Source organism: Chryseobacterium sp. D764 (assembly GCF_019317325.1).
In the GTDB taxonomy this organism is placed as follows: Bacteria; Bacteroidota; Bacteroidia; order Flavobacteriales; family Weeksellaceae; genus Chryseobacterium.
This window is the reverse complement of sequence record NZ_CP079219.1, coordinates 1,819,050-1,844,401: the sequence shown is the minus strand read 5'-3', so window position 1 is coordinate 1,844,401 and position 25,352 is coordinate 1,819,050. Positions and strand designations below refer to the sequence as shown.

Annotated in this window: 30 protein-coding genes and 1 pseudogene; 13 read left to right on the top strand and 18 right to left on the bottom strand. The window is 37.3% G+C overall.

Translation table 11 applies throughout. The features are described 5' to 3' along the window. Positions 1 to 45 precede the first annotated feature (45 nt). Positions 46 to 936, top strand: a complete 891-nt coding sequence (locus KYG33_RS08235; protein WP_180564209.1) for a helix-turn-helix domain-containing protein — start codon at positions 46 to 48, stop codon at positions 934 to 936. Between the two features lie 119 nt (positions 937 to 1,055). Here KYG33_RS08235 and KYG33_RS08230 read toward each other — a convergent pair whose 3' ends face one another. Next, positions 1,056 to 2,162, bottom strand: a complete 1,107-nt coding sequence (locus tag KYG33_RS08230) for a DNA topoisomerase IB (protein ID WP_077418507.1) — start codon at positions 2,160 to 2,162, stop codon at positions 1,056 to 1,058. A gap of 199 nt (positions 2,163 to 2,361) precedes the next feature. Continuing rightward, entirely contained in the window at positions 2,362 to 2,799 is a 438-nt protein-coding gene (locus KYG33_RS08225; protein WP_047387789.1) for a DUF6526 family protein, read from the bottom strand. A 403-nt stretch (positions 2,800 to 3,202) separates the two neighbouring features. Here KYG33_RS08225 and KYG33_RS08220 point away from each other — a divergent pair, with 403 nt between their 5' ends. From KYG33_RS08220 to KYG33_RS08205, 4 genes are all read left to right on the top strand, one after another. Continuing rightward, positions 3,203 to 4,972: an aminopeptidase P family protein gene (locus KYG33_RS08220; protein WP_219073052.1), complete on the top strand. Its 1,770-nt coding sequence runs from the start codon at positions 3,203 to 3,205 to the stop codon at positions 4,970 to 4,972. Positions 4,973 to 5,441: 469 nt separating this feature from the next. Continuing rightward, positions 5,442 to 6,008 carry a Crp/Fnr family transcriptional regulator gene (locus KYG33_RS08215; RefSeq protein ID WP_219073248.1) on the top strand — a complete coding sequence of 189 codons (567 nt, stop codon included), beginning with the start codon at positions 5,442 to 5,444 and terminating at the stop codon, positions 6,006 to 6,008. A gap of 53 nt (positions 6,009 to 6,061) precedes the next feature. Next, positions 6,062 to 7,084, top strand: coding sequence for a saccharopine dehydrogenase (locus KYG33_RS08210; protein ID WP_219073051.1), 1,023 nt, complete (start codon positions 6,062 to 6,064; stop codon positions 7,082 to 7,084). Continuing rightward, positions 7,081 to 7,659, top strand: coding sequence for an NAD(P)H-dependent oxidoreductase (locus KYG33_RS08205; protein WP_219073050.1), 579 nt, complete (start codon positions 7,081 to 7,083; stop codon positions 7,657 to 7,659). Before KYG33_RS08210 ends, KYG33_RS08205 begins: the two co-directional genes overlap by 4 nt. Before the next feature lie 112 nt (positions 7,660 to 7,771). Here KYG33_RS08205 and KYG33_RS08200 read toward each other — a convergent pair whose 3' ends face one another. The 3 genes and pseudogenes from KYG33_RS08200 to KYG33_RS08190 form a co-directional block, all read right to left on the bottom strand. Beyond that, positions 7,772 to 8,494: an FAD-binding oxidoreductase gene (locus KYG33_RS08200; RefSeq protein WP_219073049.1), complete on the bottom strand. Its 723-nt coding sequence runs from the start codon at positions 8,492 to 8,494 to the stop codon at positions 7,772 to 7,774. An 81-nt stretch (positions 8,495 to 8,575) separates the two neighbouring features. After that, on the bottom strand, positions 8,576 to 9,448 hold the full coding sequence (locus KYG33_RS08195; protein ID WP_219073048.1) for a helix-turn-helix domain-containing protein: 873 nt from the start codon (positions 9,446 to 9,448) through the stop codon (positions 8,576 to 8,578). A gap of 176 nt (positions 9,449 to 9,624) precedes the next feature. Continuing rightward, positions 9,625 to 10,259, bottom strand: a pseudogene (locus KYG33_RS08190) (LysE family translocator). A 205-nt stretch (positions 10,260 to 10,464) separates the two neighbouring features. Between KYG33_RS08190 and KYG33_RS08185 the strand changes: the two are divergent. The 4 genes from KYG33_RS08185 (at position 10,465) to KYG33_RS08170 (ending at position 13,210) form a co-directional block, all read left to right on the top strand. Then, the gene (locus KYG33_RS08185; RefSeq protein WP_180564202.1) at positions 10,465 to 11,175 is read left to right on the top strand and encodes a hypothetical protein; all 711 of its coding nucleotides are present in this window, start codon (positions 10,465 to 10,467) and stop codon (positions 11,173 to 11,175) included. Beyond that, a complete protein-coding gene (locus tag KYG33_RS08180; RefSeq protein WP_219073047.1) occupies positions 11,162 to 11,806 on the top strand; it encodes a hypothetical protein in 645 nt (214 codons plus the stop codon). Before KYG33_RS08185 ends, KYG33_RS08180 begins: the two co-directional genes overlap by 14 nt. A 74-nt stretch (positions 11,807 to 11,880) precedes the next feature. Then, positions 11,881 to 12,525, top strand: coding sequence for a sensor histidine kinase (locus tag KYG33_RS08175; protein WP_219073046.1), 645 nt, complete (start codon positions 11,881 to 11,883; stop codon positions 12,523 to 12,525). 7 nt (positions 12,526 to 12,532) lie between these two features. Beyond that, complete coding sequence (locus tag KYG33_RS08170) at positions 12,533 to 13,210, top strand: response regulator transcription factor (RefSeq protein ID WP_180564199.1); 678 nt, start codon at positions 12,533 to 12,535, stop codon at positions 13,208 to 13,210. 68 nt (positions 13,211 to 13,278) lie between these two features. Here the strand turns inward: KYG33_RS08170 and KYG33_RS08165 are convergent, their stop codons facing one another. The 11 genes from KYG33_RS08165 to KYG33_RS08115 all read right to left on the bottom strand — a co-directional run bounded on the left by KYG33_RS08165 (position 13,279) and on the right by KYG33_RS08115 (position 17,844). Beyond that, on the bottom strand, positions 13,279 to 13,542 hold the full coding sequence (locus tag KYG33_RS08165) for a RebB family R body protein (protein ID WP_047378387.1): 264 nt from the start codon (positions 13,540 to 13,542) through the stop codon (positions 13,279 to 13,281). 83 nt (positions 13,543 to 13,625) lie between these two features. Then, positions 13,626 to 13,883 (bottom strand): RebB family R body protein, encoded by a 258-nt coding sequence (locus KYG33_RS08160; RefSeq protein ID WP_047421299.1) that lies wholly within the window; start codon positions 13,881 to 13,883, stop codon positions 13,626 to 13,628. 84 nt (positions 13,884 to 13,967) lie between these two features. Then, positions 13,968 to 14,225, bottom strand: coding sequence for a RebB family R body protein (locus tag KYG33_RS08155; protein ID WP_077418519.1), 258 nt, complete (start codon positions 14,223 to 14,225; stop codon positions 13,968 to 13,970). A gap of 82 nt (positions 14,226 to 14,307) precedes the next feature. Next, positions 14,308 to 14,565, bottom strand: a complete 258-nt coding sequence (locus KYG33_RS08150) for a RebB family R body protein (RefSeq protein WP_077418520.1) — start codon at positions 14,563 to 14,565, stop codon at positions 14,308 to 14,310. A gap of 77 nt (positions 14,566 to 14,642) precedes the next feature. After that, positions 14,643 to 14,900 carry a RebB family R body protein gene (locus KYG33_RS08145; protein ID WP_047378383.1) on the bottom strand — a complete coding sequence of 86 codons (258 nt, stop codon included), beginning with the start codon at positions 14,898 to 14,900 and terminating at the stop codon, positions 14,643 to 14,645. Between the two features lie 462 nt (positions 14,901 to 15,362). Continuing rightward, positions 15,363 to 15,590: a RebB family R body protein gene (locus KYG33_RS08140; RefSeq protein WP_077418521.1), complete on the bottom strand. Its 228-nt coding sequence runs from the start codon at positions 15,588 to 15,590 to the stop codon at positions 15,363 to 15,365. A gap of 23 nt (positions 15,591 to 15,613) precedes the next feature. Further along, positions 15,614 to 16,000 carry a hypothetical protein gene (locus KYG33_RS08135; protein ID WP_077418522.1) on the bottom strand — a complete coding sequence of 129 codons (387 nt, stop codon included), beginning with the start codon at positions 15,998 to 16,000 and terminating at the stop codon, positions 15,614 to 15,616. A gap of 41 nt (positions 16,001 to 16,041) precedes the next feature. Then, on the bottom strand, positions 16,042 to 16,872 hold the full coding sequence (locus KYG33_RS08130) for a hypothetical protein (protein WP_077418523.1): 831 nt from the start codon (positions 16,870 to 16,872) through the stop codon (positions 16,042 to 16,044). After that, a complete protein-coding gene (locus KYG33_RS08125; RefSeq protein ID WP_077418524.1) occupies positions 16,869 to 17,057 on the bottom strand; it encodes a hypothetical protein in 189 nt (62 codons plus the stop codon). Before KYG33_RS08125 ends, KYG33_RS08130 begins: the two co-directional genes overlap by 4 nt. 38 nt (positions 17,058 to 17,095) lie before the next feature. Then, on the bottom strand, positions 17,096 to 17,611 hold the full coding sequence (locus KYG33_RS08120; RefSeq protein WP_077418525.1) for a hypothetical protein: 516 nt from the start codon (positions 17,609 to 17,611) through the stop codon (positions 17,096 to 17,098). A 17-nt stretch (positions 17,612 to 17,628) separates the two neighbouring features. Beyond that, a complete protein-coding gene (locus KYG33_RS08115; RefSeq protein ID WP_034697211.1) occupies positions 17,629 to 17,844 on the bottom strand; it encodes a RebB family R body protein in 216 nt (71 codons plus the stop codon). A 426-nt stretch (positions 17,845 to 18,270) separates the two neighbouring features. On the opposite strand from KYG33_RS08115, the gene KYG33_RS08110 reads away from it, so the two are divergent. Then, on the top strand, positions 18,271 to 19,749 hold the full coding sequence (locus KYG33_RS08110; RefSeq protein ID WP_219073045.1) for a hypothetical protein: 1,479 nt from the start codon (positions 18,271 to 18,273) through the stop codon (positions 19,747 to 19,749). Positions 19,750 to 19,850: 101 nt separating this feature from the next. Here KYG33_RS08110 and KYG33_RS08105 read toward each other — a convergent pair whose 3' ends face one another. Next, positions 19,851 to 20,744, bottom strand: coding sequence for a CPBP family intramembrane glutamic endopeptidase (locus tag KYG33_RS08105; protein WP_219073044.1), 894 nt, complete (start codon positions 20,742 to 20,744; stop codon positions 19,851 to 19,853). A 187-nt stretch (positions 20,745 to 20,931) separates the two neighbouring features. Between KYG33_RS08105 and KYG33_RS08100 the strand changes: the two genes are divergently transcribed. Then, positions 20,932 to 21,504 (top strand): helix-turn-helix domain-containing protein, encoded by a 573-nt coding sequence (locus KYG33_RS08100; protein WP_077418528.1) that lies wholly within the window; start codon positions 20,932 to 20,934, stop codon positions 21,502 to 21,504. 87 nt (positions 21,505 to 21,591) lie between these two features. Continuing rightward, a complete protein-coding gene (locus KYG33_RS08095) occupies positions 21,592 to 23,079 on the top strand; it encodes a serine hydrolase (protein WP_077418529.1) in 1,488 nt (495 codons plus the stop codon). A gap of 450 nt (positions 23,080 to 23,529) precedes the next feature. On the opposite strand, the gene KYG33_RS08090 is transcribed toward KYG33_RS08095, so the two are convergent. After that, positions 23,530 to 24,075 carry a hypothetical protein gene (locus KYG33_RS08090; RefSeq protein ID WP_077418530.1) on the bottom strand — a complete coding sequence of 182 codons (546 nt, stop codon included), beginning with the start codon at positions 24,073 to 24,075 and terminating at the stop codon, positions 23,530 to 23,532. A gap of 227 nt (positions 24,076 to 24,302) precedes the next feature. On the opposite strand from KYG33_RS08090, the gene KYG33_RS08085 reads away from it, so the two are divergent. Then, the gene (locus tag KYG33_RS08085; protein ID WP_219073043.1) at positions 24,303 to 25,352 is read left to right on the top strand and encodes an alpha/beta fold hydrolase; all 1,050 of its coding nucleotides are present in this window, start codon (positions 24,303 to 24,305) and stop codon (positions 25,350 to 25,352) included.

Below are 25,352 nucleotides of genomic sequence, written 5' to 3'. Positions count from 1 at the left end.
GTCTTAAAAATATTTTGTATAACTTTAAATAATCATAAAAAGGATATGGAAGTTCTATCCAATTTTCAATATAAAAAACTCTTTCTTCCGAATATTACGGACAGGATATTAGCCAATAATGCTGATATACAGCTCTATCGGATAGAAAATTACCTTAAAGGCATTCTGATGCCGGTCATTCCGTATCGTACAACGTTTAATTTTATCATTTTCGTTACCAACGGTCATATCAGACAATATCTTGAAAATAAAGAATATCATGCTGGGAAAGGCGGGGTTATCTTTATCAAACAAGGAACCATCACGGCAACTGTAGAATTATCAGACGATATTGAAGGCTTCTTCCTGGCTTATGAAAATAATATCCTGTCTGAACAGGAACTGCCAAAGCATAAAAGCAGTATCTTTTTCATGACTCCTTTCCTGAATCTGGACAGCCTGACTTATGGAACCATTACCCAGCTTCTTCCTATCATGGAGCAGGAGTTGTGGCTAAATAATCTCAATATCAATGATGTAGTAGTAACGATGCTTCATCTTATTTTAATCAAAATGCTGAGCACAGATTCTGATACCCATCACAAATCTGCGACACGTCCTATGGAATTGTCCCTTCAGTTTCGGGATCTTTTGTTTAAATATCATGTGGGAGAAAAGAGAGTGGCGTTCTATGCCGATAAACTATCTGTAACAGAAAGCTACCTGAATAAATGTGTAAAAGGTGTTACCCAGAAATCCCCAAAACAGTGGATCAATGAGATAGATATCAATTACAGCAAAGCATTACTTCACTCCAGTAAAGATATTGCTGAAATTGCTTACGAACTGAATTTTCATACTGCTTCCCATTTTACCCAGCTTTTCAAAAAAATTGCAGGTATTACTCCAAAGGAATACAGAATACAGTTTTTGAATAACAACAGGATTTCAATATAATAAGGCTGGGAGTAGGAAGCCGGATGCTGGAAGTATTGCAGAAGCTTGATCAAAATGAGTTGAAAGTTCGGAATTTGATTTCAGAACTTCCATCTCCCTGCTTCCTTTCTTCCATTTTCTCACATCCTCTCATTTTCAAGAATTTTCAGAACCAGCCTTTCCTCTTTTGTCAGATCAGCTTTTCCATCATTTTCTTCTATAATTTCCAGTTCGTCAAGGTATTTTTTGATGGTATTGTTTTCGTAAAGATTAATAACTAAAGGATGAACATAATATTTTCTGCAGACAGCTGAGGTATTTCCTAAGTTTTCTGCAACGATCTCCAGAGCTTCTTTTACTTTCTTTTTATATTGAGTATCATTTTCTGCATACCCGATCTCTTTAAAAGCGATCAGAGCACTTACCGTTCCAGACCAGGTCCTGAAATCCTTAGCCGTAAAATCTTCGCCGCTGATCTCTTTTATATATTCATTCACCATACCTGAATCCACAGAATGGCGGTTTCCTTCATCATCAAAATATTGAAAAAGTTCCTTTCCCGGAATATCTTTACATTTCTGAATAAGTCTTGCCAGCCTCTTACTTCTAAGGTCAACGTTATGCATAATGCCTTTTTTGCCTTTAAAAGAGAACGTAATTTTCTGTCCTTTTACCTTGACATGCTTATCCTTTAAAGTAGTCAGTCCAAAAGAACCGTACAGCTTTTCATAAATAGTATTACCAATACGGATATTGGTTCTTTGCATAAGGCTCACAATTAAAGCCAGAATTTTTCGCTTTTCAAAATTTCTCAAAGCAAGATCCTGTTCTATATGCAGCCGCATTTCCGGTAACGCATATCCGAACTGAAGCATTCTGTAAAATTTCGTATGATTTCTTAAAGCGCTCCAAAGAGGGTGGTAGCGGTATTGTTTTCTTTTTTTGATGTCAAAGCCCGTTGCCTGAAGATGCCCGTTGTCAAGGGCGCAGATCCATACATTTTCCCAGGCAGGCGGAAGTACCAGGCTGTTGATTCTTGTAATTTCTTCCTTATCCTTGATCTTTTCACCGTCTTTATAATAGGAATATTTCTTTCCTGTTTTCTTACGGGTAATTCCGGCGGTCTCTGCATCGGTGGTATATACAAGATGTACCGCCTTTGCAGAAGCTTCCGGGTCCTTCATTATTTTAACAATTTTTGAAGGCTTAAGGTGAGAAATCATCTCCAGATCTGTATTCTTCTCCATAAAGCATGGTTAAGAGTTTTTACCCCTCGAAAAAATCAGTAAAAGAATCCCTACTATTATACAGACTAAGAGAATTCCCCACCACATTCCTGCCTTAAAAATTGTTTCTACTGCTTCACAACTTGTTAGTGTCAACAAACTTAATATCATAATACTGTAAAAGCTCCACTTTTTCATAACCATATATTTTGTTGAGGTGTTAGATTCTGAGTCGGTCAGCCCTCCATTTTTTTATAGACCGTTTAATTTCATCTCCTGAGATGTTTTCGTGAAGAGCTCTGTATAAAAGCTCTTTGAACTCATCGTCATAGGTAAATCTCAATGCAGCAATCTGATCAAATCTTAGTTTTTCAACAGTTTCATCCGATCTTTTATTGAAAATTTCAAAATACCGCTGTTGAAATTCCAGAATTACCATTCGGTTTTGAAGCCCCAATGCATAATGCTGCCGCGTCATAAACGCCAGATAAAAAAGCAGAAAAATCACAATAGAAAATAAAATCCAGGTCAGCTGATTTCCCGGGTCATCCCAGATTTTATAAATTCCAAAAATCTCTAATAAGATGAGTAAAGGGAGATAGATAAAATGATGAGGTGGATAAAACTTCCTGTGGTTATTGTAGTTCTGCTGTTTCATGGAATTGAATACAGCAATAATCTTTCCAAAAATTTATTATTTTGATAATGTGGTAGTTTTTTTTAGATGAAAATGATTTATTTTATTAAATATGTTTAAGGTTTTAATGTTTTTAAATTATAAATTTATTCCCAATCCATTTACATGTATTAAGTGTCAGAAAGCTTAAATATACTTTTCAAACACAAGGATTGTCATTTAAAAAACAGAATATTAAAAAAGATTTTGTGACTTTAGGGGGTAAATAATCAATGTCTTTTAATACAAAAACATATAAAATTAAACCACAGATCTCTTCAAAAAGAAATCGGGATAAAATAACAGATTATTAAGTAAAATAGCCGTTAGATTTCAGCTCCAACTTCAAATTTTTCGTAACTTTCGGTGTTTAAAAAAGAAAAGAATGACTTCAAAGGAAAAAGTTGCTGCGCTTCGTGAAGAAATGCAGAAAAATAATGTTGATGCATTTATAGTATATTCTGCAGACCCGCATATGAGCGAATACCTTCCCGAAGAATGGCAGGAGAGAGCTTGGTTGTCAGGTTTCTTAGGTTCTGCTGGTTTTGTGGTAGTTACCAAAGACAAAGCCGGACTTTGGACAGACGGAAGATACTTTACACAAGCTGCTATCGAGCTGGATGGTTCAGGTATTGATCTTTTCAAAGACGGTATGGAAGGAACTCCCAACTATATCGACTGGATTATTTCAGAAATCCCTTCAGGAGGTAAAGTGGCTGTAAATGCTTTAGCAGCCTCTAATGCAAACTGGGAATTGCTTTCTCAGAAATTTAATTCAAAAAATATTACGCTGGTAGATTTTCCGCTTTTAAAAGAAGTTTGGAAAGAAAGAGGAACGCCATCTGCCAATCCTATTTTCGTACATCCGGTAGAAAGAGCGGGAAAATCCGTCTCTGATAAAATTGCTGCCATCCGTCAGAAAATGGAAGATCAGGAAGCTACCGTACATATCATATCAAGTCTGGATGACGTAGCATGGACGGCTAACCTGAGAGGAAGTGATGTAGAAAGCAATCCTGTGTTTTTAGGATATATTGTGATTACTAAAAACGATGTTGTTCTATTTACAGGATTAGAAAAAATGGAAGTAGGAGCAAGAAAACAAATGGATGATTCCTTTGTGAAGATGATGCCTTACGAAGAATTCTACAATTACCTGAAGACCTTCAAAAATGAAAAAGTACTGGTTTCTCCAAACAGCAATCAACAGATTTTTGAAACTTTAAAAACTGACAACCAGTTTATCAAAGCTCCGGTTCCTGGTAATTTGATGAAAGCCCAGAAAAACGAAGCTGAGCTGGAAGGGTTCAGAAAAGTAATGGTAAGAGATGGAGTCGCTATGGTAAAATTCCTTTATTGGTTAACTCACAATGCAGGAAAAGAAGCGATGAATGAATATTCTATCGGACAGAAGCTAAGAGGATTCCGTGCAGAAGGTGAAAATTTTGTCGGGGAAAGCTTTGGTTCTATCGTGGGATATAAAGATAATGGTGCTATCATGCATTATTCTGCCAAAAAAGAAGGAAGCAAAGACGTAACCAATGAGGAAACAATCCTGGTAGATTCAGGAGGTCAGTACCTTGAAGGAACTACAGATATTACAAGAACTTTCGCCTTAGGAACACCTTCGGATGAGTTTAAAAGAAATTCAACATTGGTATTACAGGGATTGATCCGTTTATCAATGGTAAAATTCCCAAAAGGAACAAAAGGAGTGCACCTTGATGCTATCGCAAGACTTCCTTTATGGATGGAAGGTAAAGACTTCAACCACGGAACAGGACATGGTGTAGGAAGCTTCATGAATGTACACGAGGGACCCCAAAACATCAGAAAAGACCTGAACCCTCAGGAACTTCTTCCGGGAATGGTATGTTCAAACGAACCTGGATATTACCTTGAAGGACATTATGGAATCCGTCATGAAAACCTGATCGCAGTAAAAGAAGCAGAAAAAACAATTCACGGAACATTCTATGAATTTGAAACCTTAACATTCTGCCCGTTCTTCAAAGATACTGTAGTGAAAGAAATCCTTTCAGAAAGTGAAATCGCATGGTTGAATGGTTACCATAAAACGTGTGAAGAAAAGCTCGCTCCTTATTTGGAAGGAGAAGTTAAAGACTGGTTCCTGCAATTGGTAAGCCCTCTTTAATAAAGTTTAGTTAGGGTTTAAAGTTAATGAAATCATCACTTTATATCTTGAGCTTTAAACATTAAACAAAAGAATTGTTAGATAAACCAAAGTCCTGTAAGGTATTTCCTGCAGGGCTTTTCTTTTTGTACAACCGTATTTTTACGGATATAATTCTAGGGATTCTACTGATTGATAAAAAACTGCGTTGACCTATCTTTGTCCCAACAAAACATCATTCATATCTTCATAAATAACTCAAGTAAATTCAAAACGGTAAATCATCTCGTCCTGAGGTGATTTTTTTTGTTCTCAATTGAAACTTGCATGGCTATACATTCGCTTAAAAAGAATCAATGAAATTGATCTCATCTTCGCTAACTTAAAATAAAATCTTAGAAAAAATGAAAACTTTGCGTTTATAAAGCATGTTGCATTCATCTTTTATCTATTTTCGTGATTCATTAGAACACCCTTATTTTTAAGAATGATGATACAGGATTATTTTCGAAGCTTTAATCTGTTTTCAGAGAACGAAATTGAAGAGTTTCTACAACTTTTCGAAGTCCGGAAGCTGAATAAAAACGACTTTTTCGTACAGGAAGGCGAGCGGTGTAGAGAAGTAGCTTTCATAAACTCCGGAATTTTCCGGTCTTTCTATACTTCCGGTGACGGAAAAGATATGACTTATTGTTTCAAGTTTCCGAACACGATGATTGCGGCTTATTCATCATTTATTTCAGGATGTCTCAGTAAAGAAAGTATTCAGGCTATTACCGATGTAGAATTATTGATCCTGAAAAAAGAAAAAATGGATATTCTGGTTCAGAATGCACTGAACTGGACCCAGTTTTTAAAAATTATTGCTGAACAGGAATATCTTGAACTGGAAAGAAGATTTTTTCAGCTTCAGAGAGACAGTGCGAGCCAAAGGTATGCAGCACTTCTTGAAAATTATCCTGATTATATTCAGAAAATTCCATTACAGTATTTATCTTCTTACCTGGGAATTACACAGCGGCATTTGAGTCGTATCAGAAAGGAAGTTTCTTTTTAGACATTTGTCCTGTTCATTGAAATGGGAGCGCTATACTTTTGTCAAAAAAAGTTATGGAGCAAAATATTTTAATCATTGGAGGAAATGGATTGGTTGGAAAAACTATTTCCCGCATTCTGAAATCAAGAAACCCTCATCTTATCATTTTTATTGGAGGAAGAAAAGGTGGACAAACGGATAAAGACCTGAGAATCGACGTTACAGATCCTGCTTCTTTTAAGGTTATTTTGGAAAAAAAAATAAACCTCATCATTCTTTCTGTGAATGATAGAGAAGATCATATACTTCGTTTTGCGATTGCTCATCATATAGATTATCTGGATATCACCAAGCCTACTCCGGCCTTGGTAAAAGCTTATGCTATTGCCGGAAAAGCAGACGTGAACAGCAGAATTGTTTTCAGTTCAGGATGGATGGGCGGAATTGTACCGGGATTGGTGAATACTCTTTCCAGTTCAGATGATATTAAGGAAGTAAAGGTATTTGTTTATTATTCGGTAAAAGATCTGGCAGGAGAGAGTTCAGCTCATTTTATGGCAGAAAACGTAGCCGTTCCTTTTGTACATTATAAGAATGACAGACCTGTTTCTATCAGACACTTTCTGGATACGGAACCTTTTAAGTTCTCTTTTGGAATAGGAGAGAGAAAGGCTTACAATTTTGATGTACCAGATCTTTATATTCTTAATAAGGTGGAACGAATTCCCGGAGTAAGTGTAAAAATGACCTATAATTCTAAATTCATTACATGGCTGCTGGGATCCTTTCAGTACCTTAGAATTTTTAATATTTTATCATTAAAAGAAAGAAAAATGATTTTTGGATCCAGTGGAAACGGAGATCAGTCTGTGTTTGAAATTGTGGTAAAAGATAAAGAAGGTCAGAAGAAACTGAGCTTACGAAGTATGAAAGGACAGGCAGAACTTACTGCTTTATCTGCTGTTCTGCATACCGAAGAACTGCTGAGAAATCCCCATGAAAATAATGTGTATTTCAGCCATCAGCTGCATGAGCCTTTATCATTAATGACACAGCTTCATAGCTATGAAACCATCAATATCGATATCACACAATGAAAAAAATAGCAATTATCAACGGGCATCCCAATAAAGATTCTTTCAACTTTGGCGTGGCAGAAGTTTACAGGGCAGGAGCTGCAGAAACAGGCGCAGAAGTAAAGGAAATTGTTATAAGAGATTTAAACTTTAATCCTAATCTGCAGTTTGGATACCAGAAAAGAATGGAACTGGAACCGGATCTGATGAAAGCATGGGAGATTATTCAGTGGGCTGACCATTTGGTGTGGGTACATCCTGTCTGGTGGGGAGGATTTCCAGCTTTGATGAAAGGATTTATAGATCGCCTTTTCTTACCGGGAATGGCTTATAAATACCGGGAGAATTCTGTGTGGTGGGATAAACTTTTAAAAGGAAAAACGGCACATATAATTACCACTTTAGATCAGCCGGGCTGGTATTACCGTTTGTTTTTTGGCAGACCCAGCGTGAATCAGCTTAAAAAATCCATATTGGAATATTGCGGCGTAAAACCTGTAAAACTGACCTATATCGGGATCATCCGGAATTCTAAAGATGAGCAGAGGGGGCAATGGTTGAGAAAAGTGAAGGAATTAGGGAGGAAACAGAAATAATCTATAAATTTTAAGATGTAGAGTTGATGATAACTTTATCCGGTAATAATTGATTTTTTATTACCGGATAAAGGTTTCTCTGTTAAAGTAAAAATACTGCTGTTTTGCCATTTTACAATCCTTTTTTCCCCTCAATCCAGTATGCCTGTGATTTTATACATTTGGGAGAAACTCCTTTGGCCTTAAGAAACTTCCTGATCAGAGACATTCTTTCTCCGTTTCCGGTGAGGTAGAAAACAGCATCATCATTATAAATAGCTTCTTTTTCCTCCCTCAGAAAATCATTCAGCGCTTCAATCATCCTCATGGTATTGTTTTTGGGGCTGTGATAGCCATATAAATTCAGTTTTTCAAGAGCAGAACATTCTTCCAGTTCATGAAGGCAGATGAATAAAGAACCATTTTCTTCCACGGCTTCTTTGATCGAAAGTGAACTTCCCAGTGAAGTTTCGTCACCCACAGAAAAATGAATTTTTGCGTTGGGAGCAAAGAATTGTTTTCCTCTGGGCATTAAAAGCTTTATAGAATCTCCGGCAGAAAGCTGGGTAACAAAATAGCTTCCGGCAGCAGATGTATCATGTAGGTGAAATAGGATATCAAAAGTGCCGGCCTCCTGGTTGAAATTAAAGGGAGAATAATTCCGGAAATCGCGGCCATTGATTCTTATCGCTATTGCATACGCAGGTTCGTAAGAAACATCCTGTAAGTCAGCCTGAAAACGGACAAGACGAAGATCATTCGTAATTTTTTCTATCTGGATAACCGTACAGTCTTTAAATTTTGAGGACCAGACATTTTCTACAGTGTCGTTGATCCATTTTGGTAAACTCGGCATAAATCATTTTTATTGCAAAGGACGTTGCAAAATCAGAAAATACCGATAGCTGTTTCGGGGGAATAATTGGACTATTCGTGGTTAGTGTTTGTTTTGATGTAGATTCCGGAATTCTGATGGAGATTGGTCTTCCAGTTTGGAAAATAAGCGGCTGAAATAAGTATGGTCACTATATCCCAATTCATAAGCGATCTCTTTTACACTTAGGCTCGTAAAGACCAGCAATCTTTTAGCTTCAATTAAAATCTCCTGATGAATCCAGTGTTGTGCAGGTTTTCCGGTTGCTTCCCGGACAGCCTCCGTCAAATATCCTCTTGTGATATTTAAAATTTCTGCATATTCGGATGGACTTTTCGAGGTTTTGAAATCCTTTCGAACCAAGCTTCTGAACGTTCTCGATAACTGTAAAGCCCGGTTTTCACTGGAAGCAGGAGGTAGATTCTTCTGGGAATAAATCAAGGCAAACATACCCAGGAATGCATTAAGCAATGAATGAACAACCAGAAATCCTTCTTTGGAGGAAAGCATCTCGTTTGTATAAGAGGCATGAAGCATACTGGCTGTTGTGGTTATTTTTTTAATGAGTTTTTTGTCAATAAGCAGTGGCTGTATTTCACCCAGAGATTCATCAAAAAAAGCACGTACCGTATCAGGAACAAGTTCCGCTTTTACAGCTACAAACCATCCGCAAACGTCTTTCATCAAAAGTCCCTGATGGACCTGCCCCGGCAATACACAGAAAATACCGGAATCTTTTGATTCAATTGTTTTAAAATCTACCATCATTTTTACATGACCGCTTTCCATACAGGTGAAAATGTAATGACTGTCCCGGTGTATTCCTTTGTCTAAAAGAATATCTTCAGCATCCTGAGTCCGTTTATCCATTCTTTTAACATGGAATCTGTGGTGAGAAATGCTGTTTAAATCGTAAGTAGGAATAGTCTGTTTCATCTGTAAGCCAGTTGTGATGAGGATAAATACGCAACCGTAAAATTACGTATTTTCACGGTTTTACATCCGGAATATTAATCTCAAATTCGCGGTGCATAATGATAATATTTTCTTTAGATCAGATTTTATATGAATATACAACGGGATTCGGAACAGAAAGAAACCTGTTCCGGATTTTATTTTGCTTTTGAAAATGCCATTTTTATCGCTAAATAGGTTAACACGCTGGCCATAAACCATTTCTGAATCTTTATCCAGACCGGATTATTGGAAAAGAATAAGGCAACTCTTGCAGCAGTTAATACAATGATAAAGTTAATGCTGAAGCTGATCAGAACCTGAATTACTCCAAGTTCAAGGCTCTGCGTGAATACGGAACCATACTCAGGTTTGATGAACTGAGGAAAGAAAGACAGGTAAAAGACAGCCACTTTCGGATTTAATACATTCGTTAAAAAACCAATGGTAAAAAGCTTTTTGGGACTGTCATGAGCAACATTCTTATCAACATCAAAAATATTCCTGCTTTTTGGTTTTACAGCCTGATAGGCCAGATATAAAAGATAGACCGTTCCCAGGGCTTTAAGAACGGTATAAGCCAATGGAACAGCCAGCAAAACTGCAGTCAGGCCAAAAGATACCATGATAATGTGGAACAAAAACCCGCACACTACTCCGGCCAAGGAAATAAATCCGGACTTTTTCCCTTGTGTTATAGACTTTGAAATCAGGTAAATCATATTAGGACCGGACTGATCACTAAGATGAGTGCAGCCAGGATGAAAAATATAAGTTCGTGAAATGGAATCATTGACAGTAGTTATTTAAACGGGAGTATTCCCGGCACAAAGATACAGACTGTCCCTGATCCGATATTATAAAAAATTGCAGAAATATTAATTTTTACTCAATTAAATTTTATTTTCCACTTGAATGTGATTTAAAATAAATAGCAGTCTGTTTTTTTTGTAAATTTCAACACATAAAATAATTATCATTCACAAATAAATAGTATCATGACTACTGAAAACATCTTTGAAGCCATCAGAAAATGGAAAAATCTTATTGATTCTTATAAAAACGGAATTGATACAAATGGGGCAGAAATTTTGAATTTTTTAAATCAGGGAACTCATTTCAGTGTTTCAGGTGACGAAATTGAACAATGGAAACAGAATCTTGGAACTGTAGAATTGAAGACAATTCATGCGTATGTAGGTATTCATGAGAAGCAGCTGAAATTTTTTCTGATTGATTCTAAAAGTGATAAGGATGCCGATTTTAGTACCATCATTATTAAAGAATTTTCAAGCAAATTTCCTGAAGAGAAGATGGAGAGCAGCAATGACCGAGAAGTGATATCACCTCCAATTACGTCTGAATCAGCCATTAACCGTAATTTCAGATGGAACATGTTCGGTACATCATGGATACAGGCTCAGAAAACAGAAGCTATTTTTCAGCTGATTTCAATTCCGTTTTCAGATTATGATAAAATGGGAATTACAGGAGGACAAACCTGTACCAGTTTCTTTGGACTTACCGATGATCTGGAGAAAAAAGATCCGGAGTTTCCTTATCATATCGAAATTATAACAGTGAAAAGCCTTGCGATTAATCATATGAGTGAGACTGCAGAAAATTATTCTACTCCAAGACCTCCTTTTACCGTTGATACTCTTAATGATTATCAACTTTTGAAGCAAAGCACCAGTGTTTTCGTATAACAGCTTATCCCTGTATTTACAAATTATTATTAACCTGGTCTTATGTACAGGACTGATTGTATTGGTAAGAGAAGGGATAAAAACAAAACTTCCTGTGATTATACTTCTCTCAGGAGAATTCATGCTGGAGCTGACGGACTTGGCGGACCGGCTGATGAAATTAAATACACTCAATATTTACAACTATATATTGAGCCAGTTTTTTGGCTTAATGATTCTTACTGTGATTTATAGCAACTACTACATCCGGCTTTCCCGTGAGTTAAGGTGGATGATCTATGGTTATGCAATATTGGTACTGATTATTAATGTGTTGTGTGTGCAGGGTAATACACAGGTTACTTTTTATTCCAATATTATCACCAGTATTATTATTTGTAGTTATGCCGCCTCTTATTTTATGAAGATCATAAGGGAAGGGAAGGCAGATCGGGATATGTTTATCGTGAACGTCATTGTTTTCCTGTTTTTTTCTATTGAATGCATCATATCCACGACCTTTAATTTTTTAATCAGCAACCATCTGAGTTGGGTAGCACCTATCTGGCTTTTTAGAGGCATCTTGCTATTGTCTTTTTATATTGCTTTTATTAATCTGGGATGTGGCGTTGGGAAAATCAGGATCAGATAGTTCTATGGATATGGATCGGTATTGGACTATTTTTTTTAACAACGTTATTCATTACGTTATTGGTTATTAATTATTTGAAAAGTATAAAGAAAAATAAACAGAAAGTATCTCAGCTGGTCCGGAATACAAAAAAGGAATATTGGGAGAATACACTGCTTTTACAGGAACAGGACAGGGAACGTCTGGCAGAAGAACTTCATGATAATATTATCTCACAGTTGAATCTCATCCGTCTGAATCTTACGGATAAAAACCCCGAAGAGCTTAATCGCGATCTAAAAAAATCCATGCAGCTGATAAGGGAATTGTCTCATAATCTTACACCGCCGGATCTTGATGAAGTTGAGCTGGAAGATTTGATTGCAGACTATCTTGAACAGGTTAATAAAAATATAGAAGTCATTTTCCGCCATATTACGATAAGAGCTCCGATCAGCAGTCCGGTAAAACTGAACCTTTTCAGAATTGTTCAGGAACTGATCACCAATATTCTGAAACATGCTGGAGCTACCAGAGTAGATGTATCCCTGAGAATATCTCTAAACTATCTGATGCTGACCATAGAAGATAACGGGAGAGGTTTTATCATGGAACCCCACTCAGGAGGTATAGGATTGAGGAATATTCAGTCAAGAGCACAAAAAATTCAAGCCATTTATAAACTTAAAACACAGCCCGAAAAAGGCACAAAATTCATAGCCTGTATGGCCATACAATAAAATAAACATGGAACACACAAAAATTAAAATCGGAATTGTAGATGATGACCTGCTGTTTGTACAGCTTTTGAAAAAATATATTGATCATAATGGAGAGTATCAAGTTACGCTGACCTCAACAGGCGGCTATCAATTTCTCACCGAGGATTCCGTATCTTTAGATATTCTGATTCTGGACCTGAGAATGACGAATGGTGATGGCCTTGAAGTAATGTCTGAACTGGCCAAAAGAGAAACGGAGACAAAAATCATTGTTCTTTCCAGTTTTTACCGCCGTTCATTTATGGGACAAATGCTGAAAATGGGAGCCCATGCTTTTTTACCCAAAGAAATTGAATTAGAAGAATTATTGGCCGTCATCAAAACTGTTCACCACACAGGACATTACTTTTCCAATGATCAGATTGATGTCATGAGAAGTCAGCTTTCCAATAAGCTTCCGGAGTTTCATTCCTTTTCAAAGAATGAGCTTACCGATAGAGAAGTGGATGTTCTGCGGCTGGTTTGTCAACAGCTCAGCACTAAGGAAATAGCTGATTCTCTTTTTATTTCTCCCAAAACTGTAGAAACCCATAAAACCAACCTGATGATCAAAACAGGAGTGAAAAATATGGCAGGTCTCGTTATTTACGCAGTGCAGAATCAGGTTATAGATCCGAACGAAATCGTATTATTTGATAAATAGTTTTATCCAAAAAAAGAATCAGGGAGTACATGAATGCACTCCCTGATAACAAGAAATCTAAAAATACACTATAATTTAGGATTCAATACTTTAGCAATAGAAACCGCATCTGCTACCGTATCCAGGCTGTAGATCTGCAGAATACCCTGAGTGGTAGCTGCCTGACCTAAAATGTTCTGTTGGTTTTGTGCATTCACTGCATTTTCAAACATAATTCCTGTAGAATGTGCTGCAGATTGATATACGTTACTTAAAGCCATTGCAGGAGATTCTGCTACTACTTTTACGTTGGATTGTGTTACTGCGTCTGTGATTTGTTCGTTTACTGGCATAATGATTATTGTTTATTTGGGTTAAAAGTATCCGGATTTTCCGGTTGTTTAAATTAATTATTTAAGCTTTCCTCAAAAATGAATTACGGATTAAGGATCTTAGCCATAGAAACAGCATCAGCAATGGTATCCAGACTGTAGATCTGTGCGATACCCTGTGTAGTAGCTGCCTGAGTTACAATGTTCTGTTGGTTTTGCGCGCTCACTGCATTTTCAAACATAATTCCTGTAGAATGTGCTGCTGTCTGATATACGTTGCTTAAAGCTACTGCAGGAGATTCTGCAACTACCTTTACGTTCGACTGTGTTACTGCGTCTGTGATTTGTTCGTTTACTGGCATAATGATTATTGTTTATTTGGGTTAAAAACAACCGGCTTTTCCGGTTGTTCGGGCAATGGTATTTAAGCTTTTCGCAAAAATGGATTAAGGATTAAGGATTTTAGCCATAGAAACAGCATCAGCAATGGTATCCAGACTGTAGATCTGAGTGATTCCTTGTGTAGTAGCTGCTTGAGTGACAATGTTTTGCTGGTTTTGTGCATTTATTGCATTTTCAAACATGATTCCTGTAGAATGGGCTGCTGATTGATATACGTTGGCAAGTGCCATTGCAGGAGATTCTGCTACTACTTTTACGTTCGATTGTGTTACTGCGTCTGTGATTTTTTCGTTAACTGGCATAATGATTATTGTTTATTTGGGTTAAAATAACCGGGTTTTCCGGTGGTATAAAATTGTTTTATTTGCGGTCTGCAAAAATGGATTAAGGTTTAAGGATTTTAGCAATGGAGATGGCATCAGCTATAGTATCTTTACTGTAGATTTGAGTGATCCCTTGTGTGGTAGCTGCTTGCGTTACGATATTGTGCTGATTTTGAGCAGTCATCGCATTTTCAAACATAATTCCTGTAGAATGGGCAGCAGATTGATACACGTTACTCAAAGCCATTGCAGGAGATTCTGCAACTACCTTTACGTTCGACTGTGTTACTGCATCTGTGATTTGTTCGTTAACTGGCATAATGATTATTGTTTATTAGGTTAAAAAACGACCGGATTTTCCGGCTGAGAATTACTTTTTATCAAAAAAGCTAAAAACTAAGGCTTAAGAATCTTAGCAATGGAAACCGCATCTGCTACCGTATCCAGGCTGTAGATCTGCAGAATACCCTGAGTGGTAGCTGCCTGCCCTAAAATATTCTGTTGGTTTTGTGCATTCACTGCATTTTCAAACATAATTCCTGTAGAATGGGCTGCAGATTGGTACACGTTGGCTAAAGCCATTGCAGGAGATTCTCCTACTACTTTCACGTTCGATTGCGTTACTGCGTCTGTGATTTGTTCATTAACTGGCATAATTGTTTTTGTTTTTTGTTGAGATCTGATCTCGGTTAATAATTATTGAGGTAAACTAGTTTTGTATTTTATTTTAAACTCACTACAGATCCTGCAGATGATACATTTCAAAGGCATTGGTATTGACAGGTTATGAATAAATTAGACTTGAAGGGTGGCTCTGAATACAATGGTTGAAACCCTTATCTGTAAAATCTGTGTGAGTTTAAAGCATATTTCCTGATAAAAGGATGTGGCTTTTATTTTTAATATCTGTCTTAAAAATAAATTTCTACTGCAGGTATACTGGCAATGCTGGATTCCTTTGGGCTAAAGATGGATTCTGAATGATTGCTTCTGTACATAGACAGCATCTGAAAGACGGTGCAAATAAATGTTGACCTGATTGTATATATGTTGAGGGCACCGGATTTCATCTCTGCAGGGAAATAAACCACATCCGTAGTTTGGGTTGAACTGAAATTAGAAACGTCCTTTCCTAATGGTCTCCAGTTCTTTTATTTTCATATTCTTTGGACTCATTTTTTTTAGACCCATGACATAGCTGCCGATTGCCGTCATGTTATTTCGTTGCTGGTTCAGGGCAGAATTGATCTGCATTGCACCTGTAGAATGCGCACTTACCTGTGTTGAAATGGCGTTAGGTACAGCGGTAGACATTCCCATAATTATAGTATCGATTTCGTTCATAATATCTGTTGGTTTTGATGTTTTTAAGGGCGGATATTACCAAATCTGGCACTCAGCTTATTCATTCGGTCTATTATTTTGAGCTCTTTCTCCTTTACCTTTGCTGTTGAGGCCTCCTGAAGTCTTTTCAACTGTTCTTCATAGTTCATCATAGGAGGATCAGCCTGAGGTGGTGGTATAGTCTCCTGTGCCTGAGGTGATTCTTGTTGTTTCACAGCTTCTTCCAGCTTTTCCAGCAAAGGGCCAAGTGATTTCATGGTCTCTTTGACGGCTTTATCTCTGATGTAATTAATGATTTCCTCTTCATGTCTTAAAACAAAAGGCATGATTTCTTTTTCGACGATTTCAGGTTCCGTTACAGGTACCGGAGGTTTGTGAGCGGGTGCCTTCTTGCGGGTTCTTCTGCGCATAAGTACTGTTTTTATAATGTTGGAAAAAGTAAACGCTTACTTTACAGCAGATAATTAATAAATGCAGCTGCAGCCTTCCAGTCGTGGTTGATATCTTTTACTACATTATAACCCGTTATCTCCAACGCAATACACGCTGAAATAGCAGTGGCTGACAACATTTCTTTTAACTGGTTCGGAGGAAGGGTAAGGATATAATCATCCGGAATTACAGGAAGCCTGCCGTTGTTTGGAGGGTTTTCATTCACTACAATACTCAGGATTTCCTGGAAATAATGGGCAATCAGCTTAGAAGCCTGGAATTCCAGCTCTCTTTTTAATTCAATTATTTCTTCCTGGCTTACCAGTTCGGCAATAGCAGCTACATCCACATCATGTACAGAATACTGAGCTTCTCCCGTATCAGATGGAGTGATCGTGATATCTGTTTTGAGAATCCATTTTGCCTTTTCAAGATTAATGGTAAGAAGTTTTGAATCAAGATCTGAAACTGCAATTTCATTTAAGGTGGTAAAAGGTAAAATTCTCACATTACAATAAAAAGCTTTCGGATCATCCAGCTTGACCATGATGACGGCAATTCCAGTTGATCTGTCTATAGGTTCCACTACAAAAGACTGGAAATGATTGTATCTTTTATTTCCTCTGTTGATGCAGTTCACCAGTCTTATGGCAGGCTGAATATTAATGTTTGAGGTCTGAAGATTAAATACAACTCGCTCTGCATTATGTTCCGTCTTTTTAACATCAGTACTTCTCGTGTCAAAATAAGAAATATCACTGCTTCGGGTCAGGTAAAGTCGTTCATTTAAATCATTTAAATTTTCTAGATTTAAAATTTTGGCGGGTTTGGTTGTTGAAGAATAATTCATCTTTTATTTATTTTAATTTTTTCAAGGAGTTGATTTATTATTGTTTTTTTCTTGCGGTTAACTTCAGGTTCTACTGAAGGAATTACTGCTTCCTTAATCTCTGGTTTTACGAGTGGCTGTGTCAGTTTTACTGACTTTAATACTAATTTTCCCCCATGATCAGCCGTGATAAAGCTTTTTCTCATACCTTCCTTTTCTGATGAGACTTCTTCCGGAACCGGATCTACTCGTTTTTTTTTTCAGGATCTTCAGTCTCAGGAGAAACTTCCGTAAACGAGGGAGGAGAAGGAAGAGCCACTGGAACCGGAGGCGTGTTGACATTATAAATAGTATTGGAAATTTTAGCCTTCACCTCAGCATATTCACTTACCATTTTGAACAGATCTTTCATCATTTCATTTCCCTTTCCTGCATCCTGGCCTTGCAGGTGCTCTGCCATCTGAGTGGAAGTTTCTTTACTACCAGGAGCCGGACCGAAAGTCGTTCCATACGTCAGTAGATTATTGGCCAGCCTGCTTAATGCAATCAAACCTACCTGCTCAAATCCTTTCAAAAAAGACTGTAAATCCTGAACCATCATTCCTGTAGACTGTTCTATCATTACTTTTGTTACTCCGGTCATTGGGGAAGCCTTAGGAGGGGCCAGTACCTCACTGTTCACAAATACTACAGCTTTCTCCGCCGGAGTGGTAGCATTTGCTGCCTGGGATTGTTGGGTTTCACTGTTGTGTTCACTCATGATTGTAAGGTTTTATATTATCCTTTTAAAATTTTAATGGCATCTGCAACAATCGCAGGGTTGAGCTGGTTCAAGTTCTGCTGGTTTGTTACAGAATTCTGAATAGAAATTCCACTGGCATGCGTGGCCATCTGGTAAAGCATACTCATAGCCTGTGCGGGAGACTCACCAAGTACGGTAACATTGGTCTGCGTTACTGCATCTGTAGTCTGGGTGTTTACGGTTTCTGCCATATTCTGGTTTTAATGGGTTACTATTATTTTTTATTTTCAAACATCTTCTTTCAAAGTCTTTGTTTCAACTCAACCTTACTGTTAGGTCTTGGTTAGGTCTTCACTGTGAGACTGTTGATCTCTTTTGTCTGATACAAATTTCATCAAACGGAATAAATCTTCATTAAGGGAAAAAACTGAATTTTAAAAAATAAGGGAATTCTCCTACGAGTGAATTTTTTAGATAACCATCGTGTCAGTAAATAACAGAATCGGAAAATAGAACAGCCCATATAACTGTATTTCTATCATCATTACTACATGATACACAAATACACTATCTGCCCATAAGGGGAAACCCTGAATTTCTAAAAATGGGTAGATCCCCTCTATTTTGTCGGGAGCTTTACCTTGAAATTTGTTCCCTAACGTATTATAATAAACGATATGATAAGAAATAGAAAAAAAAACAAAGAAGCTGTTTCCAATACAGATGCTGCTGCTCGCAGACCAGCACCAAGACCTGAACGTCAACGTGGCCCCAAACCTGAATTTAAACCTAAAGTGCTTATCCAGCCCGGATATGCCACCGGTGATATGTTTGGAATTGCCGCGACTTTAATTGATGATGAGGAGCTTCATGTTGTCATTTCAAAAGGCGACGGCACGGTCAAAGACCATACCGATAAAGCAGATTCTATAAAAAAATTCTATAGAGATTCCGGGATAGGTGAGGACAGAATACATGTTGTAGAAGTAAAACAGTTAAGGGGAGATAAAGCCGGTAAGAAAAAATTAGAAGATGAAGCACGTAAGTATCAGCGAAAGGGATATATTAAAGGGGTGAACTATGGAACAGATTACATTGCCAGAAAATACTCGCCGGCCTTACGGGCTAAGCTAAAAGAAAGATGGGAGGTCAATATCAACACCTATGAAGATGACGCTATAAAAAAATGGCTGGAACAACAAGGAATACCCACCAGTGGAAACAACTTACTTATTTTATGGTCCCGTTTCAGTGGGAAAGGAGGAGATATTCATATAGAGCACGATACAAGTTATACAGGGATCAGGCAGATTGTTTATAGAGTAGCAGAGATGTATGATGCAATTATTATTATCGGAGATAAAGGCTATGTGAAAGAGAGAGGATCTAAGTTTGATGACATTGTCAATGAGGTCAAAAGGTATATTCATCCTTCCAAAGTATTCAACATCACCGAATTTTGGGATGATAAAACACCATCTTTATTAGCATGGGGAGGTAATACCCGTTTTGGGCAGTTTAAGCTGTATGAGTATTTTGAGAAAAATTTCACCCATGTAAAGCATCTGGGCTTCAGAAGCGGTAACCTTGAAGTGATGGCGATGTTAGGATACACGGTAAGGTACATGGAAGAAGAAGGCAGTGAGAGCGGAGGCAGAATGCTTGCCTGGAAGAAGGAGAATGAAGGTAAGACTAAAAAAGGAGGTGATGCCACCGGATATGAACGTTTGTTGCTGAGTGAACCACCAACACGATCAGGTAAATTTCTTCAGGAAAAAATAAAAGACATCAATCAAAGAATTGAGTACGAATTAGGTGAAGAGATCAACAAAATAATAATGACCACACCTAAAACAGAAAATGAGATAAAAGAACTGAAGCAGCAGCTTAAACCTACTATAGAAGCAAAATTCAGAGACGAAAAAAGAGATTATACAGGGGCGCATTTCGCTCCGCGTAGAAAAGATGAAAAAGCCTTAACTCCCATACCAAAAGAAGAAAAAAGCAGGTTTAATGAAGGATTTAATGACAAAGATATGGAGCTTATACTCTCATTTTTAAAGCCTGAACGCTGGGTTGACAAAGAAATTACGTATAACCCAATCATCCCACAGAAAAGAAAAGATTACAAAAAACTGTTGGAAATTGCTGATTAAACAGTAAGCCCGGACTCTAATGGTTAATTACAATACAAATTTTCACAGATATTTCAAAAAAACAGCCTTCTACACAGAAGGCTGTTTTTTGATGAATAGTGCTATGCTGAAAGAAGGGTATCTTCAGTTTCCTTTTCAGGTAATTCCTTTCTCTTTCTCCAGAAGAAATAGGCAACAACAGCGGTTGCAATGGGCAGGGCAATCCCAAACTCATCAATATAATAATTGGTATTTCCCGTATCCACAGTAAGCGGTGTGAAAATAGACTGTATAAAAAGATTGTGGCTGGCATGTAAAATAACACCTGTCCATAAACTTCCGGATTTTAACCGTAACCAGGTGAAAATGAAACAAGATGCAAATATCATGATCGTAAAACATAATAGAGCCAGCCATTTGGGACCGCCCGTATTATAATTGGAAAAAAGCAGAAGAGGATAATGATAGATAGCCCATATGAGACCCATCCAAAGGGAGGTGGCAGTATAAGAATTGATCTTTGCTAACTGCGGAGTAAGAAATCCCCGCCAGCCTATTTCCTCACCCAATGCCGATCCTACAGAACGTACCATACCAAAACTGCTCATCAGAATTACATACAGGATGACGGTCAGACCATCAGAAAGATTCCAGCCCATACCTTTACCGGCTTCAGCTATAAACTCATGATTATAAAAGCCGCCAGCTCCACTGATCCAGATGATAAGGTAAGGAATAAAGCTGTAAAGAACAGGAATACAGTAAGCCATGATCTGGTATTTCGTAAGGCCCCATTTCCAGCCCAGGGAAGAAACAGGAATTTTCCGGATACGGCAGGTAAGAAGTGCTGCAATGGCCGGGCACCACATCACAATGGTAGCATAGGATATAATTCCGCCACCGAGTTTTCCGGTACGAATACACATATAATAGACCGGGAGACAGAAAAGCAGGGTAAGAAACAGGTAAGTGGCAATATTCTTCCTGATTTCGGATTTGGATATTGTATTTTCCATAAACTGATTTGGTGTTGTAGTTTATAAATAGTTGAAAAATAGAAGGTTATTTTTTAATAAAAGTACACTTATTTCTTATATGAATATTAATTTTAGCACTGTTCAATTTAAAAAAGAGGTCTTCCGTTTTTTAATAATGGAAAACTGTAAATTAGCCAAAACATTTTTTTCAGAATTACCTTAGAACATGTCCAGACTAAAAGCGATAAGAGAACAAAAAAATCTGACTCAGGAGGAACTGTCAGAAAAATCAAAAATTTCTGTAAGAACTATTCAGCGGATAGAATCCGGAACAGAACCTAAGGGACATACTTTAAGAACGCTGGCGCAGACTTTGGAAATAGAGGAATCTTTATTATTGCAAGAAGAAATCATCATTTCCCAGGAAAATAATGAGGTAACAACAGAAACCGCAGAAGAACCTGAAACGATCAATTATTCTTTGGTTAAAATGATCAATCTCTCTTCCTTATTATTTGTGGTTGTACCGCCATTAAATATTCTGGCTCCCTTTCTATTAATGTTTATCATGAAGCAGAGAAACAGTCTCACCAAACAGATTATTTCACTGCAAATGTTTTGGACAGCTATGGCACCCATTGTATTTATGCTCGGTATCTTTTTAAAGCTCGGAAAAGAGTTTACTCTTATTCTGATGATCCTTATTGTACTGTCCAATGTATTTATGATCCTCCGGAATGCTGCAGAGATTGACCGCAAAAAGAAACTGTATTTCAAATTGAAATTCAGTATGTTATAATTTGTGTCGTGGCTTTGTCGGGTTTTTGTCGGGTTCATTTTTATTAAAAAAACAAAATGAAATTGAACCTTTGTCAAAAAAATAACAATGACAAAATCTGCACAGCTTATCCTTCCTTTTTTTATTCTGTTGATGAGTATCGTTCATGCACAGACAGAAAAAACAGATCCTCTTTATAAAACAATTATATCGAAAGACAGCTTGTTTTTTTCAGCTGGCTACAATACCTGTAACATCGGGAAGATGGAAAGCATGTTAAGTGACGAGTTTGAGTTTTATCACGATAAAGGCGGCTTTGAGGACAAAAAGAAATTTATTATTGATTTTAAAAACGGATTGTGCAAGTCTCCGGAAACCTACCAATTAAAAAGAGTATTAGTTGATAAAAGTACTGAGATTTATCCCATGTATAAAGATGGAAAAATATATGCTGCCATTCAGAACGGAGATCATCTGTTTTATGAGAAGGTAGGAGATCAAGCTGAAAAATTAGTCGGGGAAGCAAAGTTTACTCATCTGTGGATCCTGGAAAATGCTGAGTGGAAACTTAAGAATTCATTGAGTTTTGATCACCATCCGAAGCAGACTACTGATAGTGAAACAATGTTTGATAACGATCAGTCGATGCAAAGCTGGCTGAAAGAAAATAATATTCCAACGATGGGATTAGGAATTATCGAAGGAGGAAAACTGCAACAGATAAAAGTTTTTGGAAATACTAAAACAGGAATTTCATCTCCTCTTAATGCCTGTTTTAATGTAGCCTCTCTTACCAAACCTGTCACGGCAATGGTCGCATTAAGGCTTATAAGCTTAGGGAAATGGAAGTTGGATGAACCTTTGGATATATACTGGACTGATCCGGATATCATCAACGATCCGAGACATCAGAAACTGACAACCAGAATGATCCTGAGCCACCAGACCGGCTTTCCCAACTGGAGATGGATGAACACTGACAAAAAACTGAATTTTCAGTTTGATCCCGGTACAAAATACCAATACTCAGGAGAAGGTTTTGAATACCTTCGGAAAGCGCTGGAAAAAAAGTTTGGAAAATCACTGGACCAGCTTGCGAAAGAACTTATTTTTCAGCCTCTCAAAATGCATAACACAAACTATATCTGGGATCAGAATACAGATGAATCAAGATTTGTAACAGGATACAATGAAAAGGGAAATGCTTATCCTATAGAAAAAATTAAAACAGCCAATGCTGCCGATGATATGCATACCACGATAGAAGATTACGGAAATTTTATGATCAGCGTTATGAAAGGAAAAAATCTGAAGCCGGAAGTCTTTCAGGAAATGATCAAAAAACAGGTAAAAGTAAAAGAAGGTAAATATTTCGGGTTAGGTTTTGAAATCTATGATTTTGGGAATGGTGAATATGCTTTATCTCATGGAGGTGCCGATCAGGGAACAAGGTGTATTGCCATTGTACTGCCCAATTCAGGAAAGGGGATTGTGATATTTACCAATGTAGATGATGGCTATAAAGTCTATGAAAAACTGGTAGTTCACTATCTGGGAGAGCAGGGAAAGAAAATAGTTGACATTGAACAGAAATAAAGTAAATCCTCTGGATTTTAGGACTTCAAATAGATTTAAAGTCTGATAACACTTATTTTTTTAACCATTTGAGCAAAAAGAATAAAATAAATATGGCTACAACACTAATAATTAGATTACCTATTGTATGGTCAAATCTTAATCCACGTTTATATTCAACATTGAAGGAATAGATTATTTTAATCAGGATTAAAATAATAACAATACTTGTAAAAATTTTTGCACCTAAGGATTTCATTTTTGCCTGTTTTAAAATATTGTAATAAAAGGATAAGGGTAAAAAGTTTAAAAAATTCCATTGTAGAGCTGCAAAACAAAGAATACATTGTACTCAACTGAATTAACTCAAATTCAATGGCAATTTATTAAAAAAAACTTACGTTTAAAAGAAAAATCCCTGTTGTCAAAGTAAATGAGAGCAGGGATTTGTTTTATATTGATTTTTAAAATCTATTTTACTTTTTCCAGGAGATACAGCTTAGCTCCGGAAAACCCCAGCTTAGGCATCAGGTTTCCTTCCAGAATCATCGTCTTATTATTAGCATCGATGACAGAAATATAATTGTTGGAATTGTATTCTATATAATTTTCCTTTTCTTTCGTTGAAGGATTTTTTCCGAACTCCATAGAATACTTTACCCAGTCTTCATCTTGTGAACTGCAGTGTACAGGTTTGAATTTAGACTTTTTAGCCTTGAAAACAATCTGGTCAAAACCTTCCGTACATTCTGAGGTGAATGAGCCGTCAGGATTCTGATCTTTTGAAAAATCCTCGAAAGAACCACGGTAAACACCTACCACTTTCCAGGTTCCGTCTATACGGTCTTCATCAATTTTCCCTTTCGCTTTGCTTACCGCCCAGCTGATTCCGTTTACGGTTCCTTTTACAGCTTTATAACTTAAGCTTACAGCGCCTGAAACTACTTTTGTAGCCGTTCTTACCACACATGAATTGAGAACAAGGACAGCCGAAGCCAGCAATACTATTTTCTTCATTTTGTCAAATTTTTTCAGATACGAAGATACTGTTTTTGGAAAAACTGTTGAATGATGAATTCTGTTTTGCCTATTTTGATAATCATTTCATGCATCTTTATGTATTCTGCTGTCTGGTTTACCGTGCGAAAATCAGTATTCACCGTTCAATATGGCCTGTTCAAAGTATTTACACTTATTTCTATCTCTGTTTTGCAATAATTTTACCATTACAAAACATCACTATTATGAATACTACATTGAACTTCAGTAAAAAAGTACAGGCCATTTTATCCTTACTTATTTTTATAGGAATGGGATTATGGTCTCTGAAAGCACAGACTTATACCGCTGGCGAAAAAGACATTGAAAATACAGCTGTCAGAGCAGCTTTCCAACATACAAAGAAAATAAGAGCCGGATTGCTGGATGTAGGATATGCGGAAGTAGGACCTGAAAATGGAAAGCCCGTTATCCTTCTTCATGGATGGCCCTATGATATCCACAGTTTTGAACAATCTTCAGCTATACTTGCCGGAAAGGGCTACCGTGTTTTAGTTCCTTATTTAAGAGGCTATGGTACTACTACTTTTGTATCTCCCAATGCAAAGCGCAATGGTCAGCAGAGCGCAGTTGCATTGGATATCATTGCTTTTATGGATGCCCTGAAAATTGATAAAGCGATAATCGGTGGTTTTGACTGGGGAGCCAGAACTGCTGATATTATGGCTGCATTGTGGCCGGAACGTTGCACTGGCCTGGTTGCCGTAAGCGGATATTTAATAGGAAGCCCAAAGGCAAACGAGAAACCTCTCCCTCCAAATGCCGAGTTTTTATGGTGGTATCAGTATTACTTTTCAACTGAAAGAGGGTATAAGGGATACAAAGCCAATACTGTGGCATTTAATAAACTGATCTGGAAAACAGCTTCGCCAAAATGGGCTTTCGATGATCAGACCTACGAACGCTCTGCCAGAGCATTTGATAACCCTGACCATGTTGATATCGTAATCCACAATTACCGCTGGCGTCTGGGATTGGCGAAAGGAGAAAAACAATATGATACACTTGAAGCTAAACTGGCAAAATCTCCATCTATTACAGTCCCAACAGTTACCCTGGAAGGTGATGCCAACGGAGCCGCATTTCCTGCACCGGAAAGTTATGCCTCCAGATATACAGGAAAATATGCACATCACACATTAACTGGAGGAATTGGACACAATTTACCACAGGAAGCTCCCAAAGCATTTGCAGATGCCATTATAGAGGTAGATTCTATGTCGCAATCTAAATAA

What these genes read in the sequence shown, in the direction of transcription:
- KYG33_RS08235 (WP_180564209.1), top strand. Translation starts at nt 46, where the DNA reads ATGGAAGTTCTATCCAATTTTCAATATAAAAAACTCTTTCTTCCGAAT.
- KYG33_RS08230 (WP_077418507.1), bottom strand. Translation starts at nt 2,162, where the DNA reads ATGGAGAAGAATACAGATCTGGAGATGATTTCTCACCTTAAGCCTTCA.
- KYG33_RS08225 (WP_047387789.1), bottom strand. Translation starts at nt 2,799, where the DNA reads ATGAAACAGCAGAACTACAATAACCACAGGAAGTTTTATCCACCTCAT.
- KYG33_RS08220 (WP_219073052.1), top strand. Translation starts at nt 3,203, where the DNA reads ATGACTTCAAAGGAAAAAGTTGCTGCGCTTCGTGAAGAAATGCAGAAA.
- KYG33_RS08215 (WP_219073248.1), top strand. Translation starts at nt 5,442, where the DNA reads ATGATACAGGATTATTTTCGAAGCTTTAATCTGTTTTCAGAGAACGAA.
- KYG33_RS08210 (WP_219073051.1), top strand. Translation starts at nt 6,062, where the DNA reads ATGGAGCAAAATATTTTAATCATTGGAGGAAATGGATTGGTTGGAAAA.
- KYG33_RS08205 (WP_219073050.1), top strand. Translation starts at nt 7,081, where the DNA reads ATGAAAAAAATAGCAATTATCAACGGGCATCCCAATAAAGATTCTTTC.
- KYG33_RS08200 (WP_219073049.1), bottom strand. Translation starts at nt 8,494, where the DNA reads ATGCCGAGTTTACCAAAATGGATCAACGACACTGTAGAAAATGTCTGG.
- KYG33_RS08195 (WP_219073048.1), bottom strand. Translation starts at nt 9,448, where the DNA reads ATGAAACAGACTATTCCTACTTACGATTTAAACAGCATTTCTCACCAC.
- KYG33_RS08185 (WP_180564202.1), top strand. Translation starts at nt 10,465, where the DNA reads ATGACTACTGAAAACATCTTTGAAGCCATCAGAAAATGGAAAAATCTT.
- KYG33_RS08170 (WP_180564199.1), top strand. Translation starts at nt 12,533, where the DNA reads ATGGAACACACAAAAATTAAAATCGGAATTGTAGATGATGACCTGCTG.
- KYG33_RS08165 (WP_047378387.1), bottom strand. Translation starts at nt 13,542, where the DNA reads ATGCCAGTAAACGAACAAATCACAGACGCAGTAACACAATCCAACGTA.
- KYG33_RS08160 (WP_047421299.1), bottom strand. Translation starts at nt 13,883, where the DNA reads ATGCCAGTAAACGAACAAATCACAGACGCAGTAACACAGTCGAACGTA.
- KYG33_RS08155 (WP_077418519.1), bottom strand. Translation starts at nt 14,225, where the DNA reads ATGCCAGTTAACGAAAAAATCACAGACGCAGTAACACAATCGAACGTA.
- KYG33_RS08150 (WP_077418520.1), bottom strand. Translation starts at nt 14,565, where the DNA reads ATGCCAGTTAACGAACAAATCACAGATGCAGTAACACAGTCGAACGTA.
- KYG33_RS08145 (WP_047378383.1), bottom strand. Translation starts at nt 14,900, where the DNA reads ATGCCAGTTAATGAACAAATCACAGACGCAGTAACGCAATCGAACGTG.
- KYG33_RS08140 (WP_077418521.1), bottom strand. Translation starts at nt 15,590, where the DNA reads ATGAACGAAATCGATACTATAATTATGGGAATGTCTACCGCTGTACCT.
- KYG33_RS08135 (WP_077418522.1), bottom strand. Translation starts at nt 16,000, where the DNA reads ATGCGCAGAAGAACCCGCAAGAAGGCACCCGCTCACAAACCTCCGGTA.
- KYG33_RS08130 (WP_077418523.1), bottom strand. Translation starts at nt 16,872, where the DNA reads ATGAATTATTCTTCAACAACCAAACCCGCCAAAATTTTAAATCTAGAA.
- KYG33_RS08125 (WP_077418524.1), bottom strand. Translation starts at nt 17,057, where the DNA reads ATGAGAAAAAGCTTTATCACGGCTGATCATGGGGGAAAATTAGTATTA.
- KYG33_RS08120 (WP_077418525.1), bottom strand. Translation starts at nt 17,611, where the DNA reads ATGAGTGAACACAACAGTGAAACCCAACAATCCCAGGCAGCAAATGCT.
- KYG33_RS08115 (WP_034697211.1), bottom strand. Translation starts at nt 17,844, where the DNA reads ATGGCAGAAACCGTAAACACCCAGACTACAGATGCAGTAACGCAGACC.
- KYG33_RS08110 (WP_219073045.1), top strand. Translation starts at nt 18,271, where the DNA reads ATGATAAGAAATAGAAAAAAAAACAAAGAAGCTGTTTCCAATACAGAT.
- KYG33_RS08105 (WP_219073044.1), bottom strand. Translation starts at nt 20,744, where the DNA reads ATGGAAAATACAATATCCAAATCCGAAATCAGGAAGAATATTGCCACT.
- KYG33_RS08100 (WP_077418528.1), top strand. Translation starts at nt 20,932, where the DNA reads ATGTCCAGACTAAAAGCGATAAGAGAACAAAAAAATCTGACTCAGGAG.
- KYG33_RS08095 (WP_077418529.1), top strand. Translation starts at nt 21,592, where the DNA reads ATGACAAAATCTGCACAGCTTATCCTTCCTTTTTTTATTCTGTTGATG.
- KYG33_RS08090 (WP_077418530.1), bottom strand. Translation starts at nt 24,075, where the DNA reads ATGAAGAAAATAGTATTGCTGGCTTCGGCTGTCCTTGTTCTCAATTCA.
- KYG33_RS08085 (WP_219073043.1), top strand. Translation starts at nt 24,303, where the DNA reads ATGAATACTACATTGAACTTCAGTAAAAAAGTACAGGCCATTTTATCC.